This window comes from Microcystis sp. M109S1 (assembly GCF_020247025.1).
In the GTDB taxonomy this organism is placed as follows: domain Bacteria; phylum Cyanobacteriota; class Cyanobacteriia; order Cyanobacteriales; family Microcystaceae; genus Microcystis.
This window is the reverse complement of sequence record NZ_JADBRW010000425.1, coordinates 1-11,207: the sequence shown is the minus strand read 5'-3', so window position 1 is coordinate 11,207 and position 11,207 is coordinate 1. Positions and strand designations below refer to the sequence as shown.

Genomic DNA, 11,207 nt, shown 5'->3' with positions numbered 1-11,207 from the left:
GTTATCAGTTATCAGTTATCAGTTATCAGATGTAAGTTTTAAGTTAATTAGTTAGTTATCTTTATAGCAGTTTTCATCAGAATGAGGTATGGGCAAGGGGCTTAAACCCTTTGTTGGCAAAACTTGTTGATACCTCAGTAAAGTGAAAAGCGCTATATCTTTATACCTGTTTACTGATCACTGATCACTGTTTACTGTTTACTGATCACTGTTTACTGATCACTGATCACTGTTTACTGTTTACTGATCACTGTTTACTGATTACTGTTCACTGTTTACTGATTACTGTTCACTGAAAATGCTCCCCAACCCCCTAAAACCCTATGATTAAAACCTCTGTTTCTCTAGCTGATTTCACTTCCTACCGGGTGGGGGGAAGAGCGCAATGGTATGCCGAACCCATTAATCTAGAGGAATTAAGAGAAGTGTTCGCTTGGTGGCGATCGCAAGATTTGCCCTTGACTGTTTTGGGGGCTGGTTCAAATTTACTAATCAGCGATCGAGGTTTACCCGGACTTGTCCTCAATACTCGCCATCTGCGATCGAGTTGTTTTGATGGCGAAACTGCTACGATTACAGCAGCAGCGGGGGAACCCCTGCCAAAAATAGCTTGGAGAGCGGCAAAACGGGGCTGGAAGGGCTTAGAATGGGCGGTGGGTATCCCCGGTACGGTGGGGGGTGCTGTGGTGATGAATGCGGGCGCACATACCTCCTGTGTGGCGGATCGATTAGTACGGGCGCTGGTATTAAATCCCGATGGTCAGTTAGAAACTTTAAGCAAAGAAGATTTAAATTATAGTTATCGCAGTTCTTCTCTGCAAGGGGATCAACGTTTAGTTATCGAAGCCACATTTCAGTTAGAAGCGACCGATAATCGCAAGGAAATAATGGCAATTACTACCCATAATTTACTCCATCGCAAAAGTACCCAACCCTATGATCGTCCTAGTTGTGGTAGTGTTTTCCGCAATCCTAAACCGCAATTTGCCGGGGCTTTAATTGAGGAAATGGGATTAAAAGGTTATCAAATTGGTGGGGCGCAAGTATCAGAATTACACGCTAATTTTATCCTGAATATTGGTTCGGCAAAAGCGTCGGATATTCTGCGTTTAATTCGTCATGTGCAGGAACAAGTGTTCGATCGCTGGTCTTTGTGGTTAGAACCAGAGGTGAAAGTTTTAGGGGAATTTGACGGGATTTAACTATTTTTCTCGATAACGGTGGAACTCAGCCGCGATGGGCTGGAGTGCGACGGCAGATATTTTTATAATCCTCTAGCATGGTGCGTTCCCCAAAAATCTATTGGTGGAGCAGTAGAAGTTGCATTAGGGAACGCACCCTACAAGATTGCTGACTGGTTGAAGTGGCGTTACGTCTAAATGATCCACCGTCTCAAACCATTGTGACCATCTCTCGACAATTTTTTCAGCAGCTTGGCTGGTATCAGGTTTAGCTTGATGTTTGTGGATAATACAATCAATGAAGTCACTCACCTCTTGCAAGAGTGGCTCGGAGAGTTGGGGCAATTTTGCGATCGCAGTATCACGAATTGATTATGCCGTATCTCCACAAGCACCTTCCCGCACACAATCAAGTTTCGCCTTGTGCAGGCTGATTCACCTGTTGTTGAAGTTGCTGAACTTCTTCGATTGATAACCCTGTTCCACGGGCAACGGCTTCGACCGATAGACCATCTCGGAGAAAGTTGAGTGCGATCGCCCGCTTCTCGTCTCTTTGAATAGAACGGTAAATCACAGATTCTTGCATGATGTCCCTCCGAACCAACCGATAAATTACGTCCTCCTCCAATCTTAACCCAGCTAGAATCGCTGAGGCAGCCATCAGATTCGCTTGCGTTGTTGGATCTTCAATCCGATCCACAATTTGAGTTACTTGACGCAACATTTCTGCTGGACTTTCGCTCTGTCCTAATGCCGCAAAGGGCAGTAGTCCAGGATATTGCAGAAAAAGTGAAGCAGGTTGCTCCCACAGCCGAATCACATCAAATTGATGACGAGTGCGTTCCAGCACATAGCTCGTTTGATAAACGAGTTCAGAAGTAGTGGGCTTTAGATAAATCACCACCTGCCGCATGGGTTTACCTTTATAGCGTCGCTGTCCTCGAACCCGATAATCCAACATACGAAATGGGATCTCCTCCTTCGGTAGTGTTTGGAACTCGATGTGGAGAATGGATTCATCGGACTGGAGCAGAATCATCGCATCGGCTCGAATTGGGTCGAGGGAGAGTTCGGAAGGTTGGATTTCTGTCAGGGTGACAGGCTCTCCCAGCAACCAACTGGCGAAGTCGGCGGAGAAGTGTTCGGCAAGAAATCGGCAGGTGTCATCATACATGGGGGACATTGTACACCTGGCAACACCAATTTGATTTTTAGTAAATCCGAATGTTTAATGAAGTATTGTTGCAGGGAGATCGCTCTTGGGCGTTGCTGAATCAAGGTATGAATGACAACCTTGCACCCATCCAAAAGTTAGTTTGGGTCTAGGTTTTAAAAATCCCACAAAAGAAGATTGGCGTTGCTGAATCAAGGTATGAATGACAACCTTGCACCCATCCAAAAGTTAGTTTGGGTCTAGGTTTTAAAAATCCCACAAAAGAAGATTCATATCTCAAATCAGCAACGCCGCAATTTTGTAGGGTGCGTTAGGCGGTGATAACCTTGGAATGAAAAACCAAAATTAGTAATCCGCCGTAACGCACCAGTTAAGTATTATCGAAGTTCTCATCAACCAGAAGCTTAATCATGCTTGCCGCGCTGCTTTACGGGCAAGAAGGCGATCTCGCAATCCCTGGGGGTCAAATCTCGCTTGATTGATTACCCGAATCTCCTCTGCTTACTTTTGTCGCTGTTGCAAGTATGCTTCTACTTCCGATTGATGCTTGAGGTAAAAAGCGATCGTAGCGTAAACGTCAGCTAGATTTAGTGATGGATAACGATTAACGATTTCCTCTGCTGTTGCGCCCTGATTAAATACAGACACTACAGTATCCAATGTGACACGAGTTTTTCCGACGAGAATTACGCCGTCTTCATTGGCTTGCAGAGGAGCAGGTTCAGCCAGAATTGCTAAGGTCATAAGCATTTTCGTCGCCGTGCCTAGAATTTTATTGTCTAGTACACGATCGCTACTATAGCACGATCGATTTAACTTGACTAGGAATGGATGAGGGCAAATAATCAATTAATCGATCGAGATCAAGACTCAATGTCTGATAACTTGTTATTGGTGGGGTAGGGAATCACCTAAGTCACCCTGTTGAATTATTAATTGTCATTAAAAATGTTTAAGCGATCGCTTTTCTTGCCCCTGTTAATTTTATCCCTTAGTTGTACGCTGCTTTTTAGTGCTTGTCGTCAACAAACAGCTAATAATCCTCCAGCAACGGACAATAATAACACAGAAACTTTAAAACTTTTATATTGGCAAGCGCCGACGATTTTAAATCCCCATCTCTCCACGGGATTTAAAGACTCAGAAGCGAGTCGCATTACCTTAGAACCTTTGGCTAGTTTCAATGAAAAAGGGGAATTAGTTCCTTTTTTAGCGGCAGAAATTCCTACTATTGAAAATGGGGGAGTTGCCCGGGATGGTAAATCGGTGACATGGAAGCTAAAAAAAGATATTAAATGGTCAGATGGTACTCCTTTTACTGCCAAAGATGTCATCGCTACCTATAATTTTATTACCAATCCGAAAACCGGTTCTACTAGCGCTGGCAATTATGAAATAGTTAAAAGTGTGGAAGCGATCGATCCCCATACAGTTAAAATAACTTTTAAGCAAGTTAATCCCGCTTGGTCATTAGTTTTTGTGGGGACAGAAGGGATGATTTTACCTGCCCATCTCTATGAAAAGTATAGCAATGAAACGGCACGTCAAGCCCCTGCTAATTTATTACCAGTGGGAACTGGCCCCTATAAAGTGGTAGAGTTTAAACCGGGAGACACGGCAGTTTATGAACCAAATTCTTTCTTTCGAGAAGCGGATAAATTAGGTTTTCAAAGAATAGAATTAAAAGGAGGAGGTGATGCAACTTCGGCGGCACGAGCGGTTTTACAGACACAGGAGGCGGATTATGCCTATAATTTGCAAGTAGAGGCAAGGGTTTTAAGTGATTTAGAAAAAGCGGGTCGGGGTCAGTTAATATCTAGTTTCGGTTCTTTGATTGAACGAGTTTTATTTAATCTGAGTGATCCTAATCAAGTTACTCCTGAAGGTGAGAGGTCTAGTATTAAGTTTCCCCATCCTTTTTTGAGTGATGTGAAAGTAAGAGAAGCTTTGTCTTTAGCTGTTGATAGAGATACTATTGCCACGCAACTTTATGGTATTACTGGGAAAACAACTCCTAATTTTATTGTGATGCCATCAGAATATAATTCTCCCAATACTAGCTATGAATTTAATCTAGAAAAGGCTAAGAAATTACTAGATGATGCGGGATGGAAAGATAGTAATGGTGATGGCACTAGGGATAAAAATGGGGTAGAAATGAAATTAGTTTTTCAAACTACTGTCAATCCTCTCCGTCAGAAAACCCAAGAAATTATCAAACAAAGTTTACAAGCGATCGGGGTAGAAGTAGAATTAAAAACTGTTGATGCCAGTATTTTTTTTTCTAGCGATCCTGCTAACGATGACACGGTAGAAAAGTTTTATGCTGACCTACAAATGTACACTACAGGTAATAATAGTCCCGATCCGAAAGCCTATTTTAAAACCTTTACCTGTAGCGAAATTCCCCAAAAAGCTGATGGTTGGTCTGGGGATAATTATGCTCGTTATTGTAATCCTGAATACGATAAATTATGGCAAGCTTTTAGTCAGGAATTAAACCCAGAAAAACGGCGAGAAATAGCGATTAAAATGAATGATATGTTAATCAATGATTTTGTGATTATTCCCCTAGTTCATCGTGCCGATGTGGTGGCAATTAGCAATAGTTTATCGGGGTTTGAATTAACTCCCTGGGATAGAAATACCTGGAAGATCAAAGACTGGAAGCGTAGTAAATAAATGCTGAAATATTTTCTGAGAAGATTATTATTTTCGATTCCCACTCTTTTAGCTATTAGTATGGTAGTTTTTGGCATTTTGGCCCTAGCACCGGGGGATCCGATGGGAGAATTTGCCGCTAATCCTGCTATTACAGAAGCAGTGCGAGAAAATATTCGCAAAAGTTTCGGATTAGATCAACCCCTTCCTGTGCGTTATGTCAAGTGGTTGTTAGCATTTCTTCAAGGAGATATGGGCTATTCTTTCACCAGTCGCAGCCCAGTTTTTACCCTAATTTGGCAGCGTTTACCCACAACTCTCTGGATTGTCGGTATTGCCTATATTTTCGGGGTTTTAATAGCTTTTCCTTTGGGCATAATTTCAGCAGTCAAGCGCTATTCTTGGTTAGACAAAATTATCTCTACTTTTTCGATGCTTGGCTTTTCTTTACCCACCTTTGTGACGGGATTATTATTAATAATTATCTTTAGTGTGCAGTTAAACTGGCTACCATCTTTTTATAATAGTACCCTAGAAATTAGCGATTTTAATAGTTTGATCGAGCAGGTTAAACAGTCAATTATGCCCATAACTGTATTAAGCTTATATCAAGGGGCGATGTTGATGCGTTTCGTGCGTTCTTCCGTAACTGAAGAAATTCACCAAGAGTACGTTAAAACTGCCTTAGCGAAGGGACTAACTAATTTTTCTGTCCTAACTAAGCATATAGTTCGCAATGCTTTAATCCCCGTTGTCACCCTGATTGCTCTCGATATTCCCTCAATTTTTACCGGTGCTTTAGTTACAGAACAAGTGTTTCGTGTACCGGGGATTGGTGCTTTATTAATCGATTCTATTTCCCGCAGTGATACCCCCGTAGTGATGGCGATTACCTTTATCTATGGGATTTTAATTGTTATCTTTAACTTAATTGCCGATTTAACCTATAGTTGGCTCGATCCGCGAGTCAGATATTAGTCATGAACATTACAGAATCCTTACACACGGCGATTTTAGTCACCGATCTAGAAAAAGCCGTTAACTTTTACGAAAATGTTCTAGGATTGACTAGAATCGATCGCCCTTTGCAATACGATTGGGTTTGGTATCAAGTGGGAGATTATCAAATTCATTTAATTGTCGATAGCAATTACCAAAACTACCGTCCCAATCCCGAAAAATGGGGACGCAATCCTCATATTGCCTTCGCTATTGATGACGTGGCAGCCATGGGTAACTATCTAGAAAGTCAAGGTTATACAATTCAAATGAGTGCCTCGGGTAGAAAGGCATTATTTGTCAGTGATACCGACGGTAATATCCTAGAAATGAGCCAAATTTAGCCTGAAAAATTCCCTGATATGTTAGACCAATTACAGACTCAACTCTATCACCTTGAACAATACGCCGATCGCTTAGTGACTTCCCAACTAACTCACCTTAGTTTTGTCAGTATTGCCGTGATTTTTCTAGCCGGTTTACTCACCAGTCTTACCCCCTGTATGCTGTCGATGTTGCCGATTACCGTCGCTTATATCGGGGGTTACGAAAATAAAGGCCGTCTAGCGGCTTTTTGGCAGTCCACATGGTTTTCCCTAGGATTAGCCACCACCTTAGCGGGATTGGGACTAATTGCCGCTACTTTAGGAAAAGTCTATGGACAAGTGGGGATCGGTTTACCGATTATCGTCAGTGCGATCGCTATTTTCATGGGGTTAAACCTCTTGGAATTATTACCCCTGCGCTTCCCCTCCCTTGGCGCTACCGATTGGATTACCGGCGATTTTCCCCCGATTTTGCGGTCCTATCTTCTCGGTTTAACATTTGGTTTAATCGCCTCTCCATGTAGTACACCAGTTCTAGCGACTTTATTGGCATGGGTGGCAAATACAGGAGATTTAAGCTTAGGAGGGGGATTATTGTTATCCTACACTGCCGGCTATGTTTTACCGCTGATTATCGTCGGTTCTTTTACTGCTTCGCTGAAAAGCTTTCTTTCCCTGCGTCAATGGTCCGGGTGGATTAATCCTGTCAGTGGGGTTTTATTAATCGGTTTTGGAGTTTTTTCTTTATTATCTCGTCTGCTGTGATGGTGGAGAGTTATGATAGATAATTGGCTAGAATTGCAAAACTTTTAACTATGACTATATCGGAAACTTCCTCAAATTTAAAGAATACACCGCCCCAATGGGGACGTAAATTTATCCAGACTATTGCCGATCTGCGATTGGCAATTATCCTCTTACTTTTAATCGCTATTTTTAGCATTTCTGGGACAGTAATCGAACAGGGACAATCCCTATCTTTCTACCAAGCTAATTATCCTGAGAAACCCGCTTTATTTGGGTTTCTGACTTGGAAAGTTTTATTACTAATGGGATTAAATCATGTTTATAGTACTTGGTGGTATCTATCATTATTAATTCTCTTTGGTTCCAGTTTAACCGCTTGCACCTTCCGACGACAATTTCCTGCTTTAAAGGCAGCAAAAAAATGGCAATTTTATCAACAATCTCGCCAATTTCAAAAACTAGCTTTAAGTGCTGAATTAGAAACTGGTTCCCTAGAATCCCTAACCCCCTTGTTAGAAAAAAAAGGCTACAAAGTTTTTCTAGAAAATAACAGTCTCTATGCTCGTAAAGGTCTGATTGGTAAAATCGGTCCGATTATCGTTCATGCAGCCATGTTAATTATTTTAGCAGGAGCGATCTGGGGAGCGTTAACCGGCTTTTTCGCTCAAGAAATGGTAGCTAGTGGCGATAGTTTTCAGGTTAAAAATATTATTGAAGCTGGACCATTATCTAAAAATTCTCTCCCTAAGGATTGGGGGATTAAAGTTAATCGTTTTTGGATTGATTATAGTCCTCAAGGTGATATAGAACAATTTTATTCTGATTTGTCGGTGATCGATGATCAAGGACAGGAGATCGATCGCAAAACTATTCAAGTTAATCAACCTTTGCACCATAAAGGGGTGACTTTTTATCAAACCAGTTGGGGAATTGCTGGGGTAAAAGTACAGGTGAATAATAGTCCGATCCTACAGCTACCGATGGCTAGTTTAGACACCAAAGGTAATGGACAAATATGGGGAACTTGGATTCCGACTAAAACCGATCTTAGTGAGGGAGTTTCTCTTTTAACCAGAGATTTACAAGGTACGTTAGTTGTCTATGATGCTAAGGGAGATTTAACCTCTGCTGTACGAGAAGGAATGACGATTCCCATCAATGGAGTTAATCTAAAAATAGTCGAATTAGTGGGCAGTACAGGGTTACAAATTAAGGCAGATCCGGGAGTGCCTATCGTCTATTTAGGTTTTGGTTTATTGATGATGGGAGTGGTAATGAGTTACTTTTCCCATTCCCAAATTTGGGCTTTACAATCGGGCGATCGCTTTTATATTGGTGGTAAAACTAATCGCGCTCAAGTCAGTTTTGAACGGGAAATAATTGATACCATTGAAAGGCTAAAGTTAAAGTAGAATTGACGTTAATCTGGTGTCGTTTCCCGATAAAAAGTTCTGTTTATCTATCTATTGCCTATTGCCTCTTTTGCCTTTTGCCTACCCTAACCAAGAACTTAATTTTGTTCAATTACTTATATGCCAGAATTGCCAGAAGTAGAAACGGTGCGTCGCGGGTTAAATCAAGTGACCCAGGGCAAAAAAATTATCGGTGGGGAAGTATTATTACAGCGTACCCTAGCCTATCCTAATTGCGAGGTAACTTTTCTGCAAGGAATTGCTCAGACCACGATTACCAATTGGCAGCGCCGAGGCAAATATCTCCTCGCCAATTTAGATAATGGTAGCAGTATCGGGGTTCATCTGCGTATGACCGGACAATTGCTGTGGGTAAAAGATACCACTCCCCTCCCGATTCATACGCGCTTACGCTTCTTTTTTGCCAATCAGCAAGAATTGCGCTTTGTCGATACCCGCACTTTCGGGAAAATTTGGTGGATTGCCGCCGATAAAACCCCAGAAACTGTGATTACCGGTCTCAAAAAACTGGGACTAGAACCCTTTGATCGCAATTTTACCGCCGATTACCTCTATAGTCACTGTCAAAAAAGTCGTCGTCCGATTAAAACTTTTCTCCTCGATCAAAATGTAGTCGCAGGAATTGGCAATATCTACGCAGATGAAGTTCTTTTTAAAAGTGGCATCCATCCCCAAACTGCCGCTAATCTCTTGAAAATTGAGCAAATAGACTTATTGACAAAAAACATTATTTCTGTATTAGAAACGGCGATCGCTGAAGGCGGAACCAGTTTTAGCGATTTTCTCCACGTTACGGGAGTTAATGGCAATTATGGGGCGATGGCCTGGGTTTACGGTCGTAATGGCGAAAATTGTCGCCTTTGCGGTGCAACTATTGCCAGAATTAAATTAAGTGGGCGCTCGGCTCATTTTTGTCCCCAGTGTCAAGTCTCAAGGGGAGAAGGGAGAAAAAGCTGATCACTGATTAGGGGCTGTGGCTTGAATTTTGTTATTTTCGTCGGCTAGGGTCTGAATCTCCTGTCTGTAAGCAAAAGGAGCGCGACTGAGAGCATCTTGAAAGAGGGGTTGAGCCTCTTGATTTTTGCCCTGTTCTTTCAGTACGATCGCTGTCGCTAAAATTGGTCGGAAATCGTTAACATCCATCTGTTGAGCTTGTTTATAGGCTTTTAAAGCTTCCGGATAATTTTGCTGATCGAAATAGATTTTGCCTAAAAGTAACTGAACGGAAACGATATCGATTAAACTAGCAGGATTATTGGGATCGGAAGCAGCTTTTAAAGCGCGATCGAGCGTGTCTTTGACCAGACTAATCGCCTCGATCGGGCGGTTTTGGCTAAGAAATAAATTAGTTAATCCAGTTAAGGCCCGCAGCTCTTGGGGATGGGAGGCTAAAAGAGCGCGATAACTGCCTGTGGCTCCTGCATAGTCCTCTATTTGCTGTTTCGCTTCCGCCAAAAGTAGCAGATAATCGGATTGTTGGGGGTTAAGTTGCGCTAATTTTTCTAAAGGTTCGATCGCTTGCCTTAAATCGCCCTGCTGTAAGCGAGTATCTAATAATCCCCGCAAAGCCGTCTGATTATCGGGTTCGCGCTCTAAAACCATCTGATAACCCAGTGCTTGACTGGCTAATTCCTCTTGTTTGACTGCGGACAGATGACTCTGGCCCGAGTGCCGCTCACTCTGGAGAATAGAAGTCAATAGCGGCATAATCGAGAAAGACAGCAAAGCAAATAACATCAGGACGAGACCGATGGACAGCCAACGACGGTTAGAGAGAGAGGCTTTCATAGACTGGGGTGCGAGGGGACAGACAGGAAAATGTTATGGAAATCTGGAGATTTGATGAGGGGATCGATCGAATTGGCCGCTCTTTATCTCAAATGTCGGGGTGAAGACCCTTGCTTGAGTGCGACGGGATGAAACCCCAGCCAATATAAAACAGCACTTCGACACATTTCGACAGGCTCAATGTAAAGGCTCAGTGACACGAAGCAAGATTAAAAATAAGCGTCCAGTCTCCTGACAAAATCTCGAATAACTTCTTCTTTTAAGGGTCTTGACCTACTCAGGCCAAATAGCTACTATATGAGTATAGCGGATAGGGTAATCAACCGCTCTAAAAACCCATGTAGTCTAACCACTATGCTATCTGCACCTTGACAATTAAAGATATAGGGTTCTACTCAATAGTTCTAGTTTCTCAACTGTGAGTAGGTAAAATCTTTACAGGAACTAGACAAAGCAGTATTTGAAGCTAACGTTTCAATTCAAGCAAATTTTGTACCCCCCCTTGCTCCCCCGACGTCGGAGGGGTTGGGGGGGGACTATCGTAGGGCATACGAAAAGTAATGCTTGGGGAGAGAACCACCTCTGGGTTGGATAACGCAAGGTATCTAGTTTAAGTGGACTCGTTGAACCAAGAATCCCTCGCTTTTAGCGACGGGAGTGTCAATGAGTACAATGGGCAAACGGTCAAGACTCAAAAGGGTTTTGACAAGGTTGACAGTCAAAAGATCATCGAAAATTTTGGGTCTGAAACCCCGTCGTTCTACGACGGCTTTACTGTTAAATATTAACACATTTACGGAATATATGCTAAAATGCTCCCCATGGAAAAAGCCTACTCGTTTCGATTTTACCCCACACCAGAACAAGAGTCGCTATTGCGGCGCACTTTGGGCTGTGT

The 11,207-nt window shown here is 42.4% G+C and carries 12 protein-coding genes; 9 read left to right on the top strand and 3 right to left on the bottom strand.

From position 1 onward, the window contains the following. The first annotated feature begins 323 nt into the window (after positions 1–323). Both murB and IM322_RS20950 read left to right on the top strand, forming a co-directional pair. The gene (murB, locus tag IM322_RS20955; protein WP_286824028.1) at positions 324–1,202 is read left to right on the top strand and encodes a UDP-N-acetylmuramate dehydrogenase; all 879 of its coding nucleotides are present in this window, start codon (positions 324–326) and stop codon (positions 1,200–1,202) included. An 18-nt stretch (positions 1,203–1,220) separates the two neighbouring features. Further along, positions 1,221–1,379, top strand: coding sequence for a hypothetical protein (locus IM322_RS20950; RefSeq protein WP_287673363.1), 159 nt, complete (start codon positions 1,221–1,223; stop codon positions 1,377–1,379). A 211-nt stretch (positions 1,380–1,590) separates the two neighbouring features. On the opposite strand, the gene IM322_RS20945 is transcribed toward IM322_RS20950, so the two are convergent. Together IM322_RS20945 and IM322_RS20940 are read right to left on the bottom strand one after the other, a co-directional pair. Further along, entirely contained in the window at positions 1,591–2,355 is a 765-nt protein-coding gene (locus IM322_RS20945) for an Rpn family recombination-promoting nuclease/putative transposase (protein WP_287673361.1), read from the bottom strand. A gap of 501 nt (positions 2,356–2,856) precedes the next feature. Further along, positions 2,857–3,099 carry a DUF433 domain-containing protein gene (locus IM322_RS20940; RefSeq protein ID WP_287673359.1) on the bottom strand — a complete coding sequence of 81 codons (243 nt, stop codon included), beginning with the start codon at positions 3,097–3,099 and terminating at the stop codon, positions 2,857–2,859. 204 nt (positions 3,100–3,303) lie between these two features. Here IM322_RS20940 and IM322_RS20935 point away from each other — a divergent pair, with 204 nt between their 5' ends. The 6 genes from IM322_RS20935 to IM322_RS20910 all read left to right on the top strand — a co-directional run bounded on the left by IM322_RS20935 (position 3,304) and on the right by IM322_RS20910 (position 9,478). Beyond that, entirely contained in the window at positions 3,304–5,037 is a 1,734-nt protein-coding gene (locus IM322_RS20935) for a peptide ABC transporter substrate-binding protein (RefSeq protein WP_287078031.1), read from the top strand. Continuing rightward, positions 5,038–5,994: an ABC transporter permease gene (locus IM322_RS20930; RefSeq protein ID WP_286824021.1), complete on the top strand. Its 957-nt coding sequence runs from the start codon at positions 5,038–5,040 to the stop codon at positions 5,992–5,994. It begins immediately after the preceding gene. 2 nt (positions 5,995–5,996) lie between these two features. Next, complete coding sequence (locus tag IM322_RS20925; RefSeq protein WP_287673357.1) at positions 5,997–6,359, top strand: VOC family protein; 363 nt, start codon at positions 5,997–5,999, stop codon at positions 6,357–6,359. Positions 6,360–6,377: 18 nt separating this feature from the next. Beyond that, entirely contained in the window at positions 6,378–7,106 is a 729-nt protein-coding gene (locus tag IM322_RS20920) for a cytochrome c biogenesis protein CcdA (RefSeq protein WP_190356815.1), read from the top strand. 50 nt (positions 7,107–7,156) lie between these two features. Then, positions 7,157–8,500: a cytochrome c biogenesis protein gene (locus IM322_RS20915; protein ID WP_287673355.1), complete on the top strand. Its 1,344-nt coding sequence runs from the start codon at positions 7,157–7,159 to the stop codon at positions 8,498–8,500. A gap of 120 nt (positions 8,501–8,620) precedes the next feature. Further along, positions 8,621–9,478: a DNA-formamidopyrimidine glycosylase gene (locus tag IM322_RS20910; protein WP_286824013.1), complete on the top strand. Its 858-nt coding sequence runs from the start codon at positions 8,621–8,623 to the stop codon at positions 9,476–9,478. Here IM322_RS20910 and IM322_RS20905 read toward each other — a convergent pair whose 3' ends face one another. Continuing rightward, positions 9,479–10,309 (bottom strand): tetratricopeptide repeat protein, encoded by an 831-nt coding sequence (locus IM322_RS20905; protein ID WP_287673353.1) that lies wholly within the window; start codon positions 10,307–10,309, stop codon positions 9,479–9,481. Between the two features lie 821 nt (positions 10,310–11,130). Here IM322_RS20905 and IM322_RS20900 point away from each other — a divergent pair. Next, positions 11,131–11,207 (top strand): helix-turn-helix domain-containing protein (locus tag IM322_RS20900; RefSeq protein WP_286826865.1); only part of this gene is annotated, 77 nt, incomplete at its 3' end.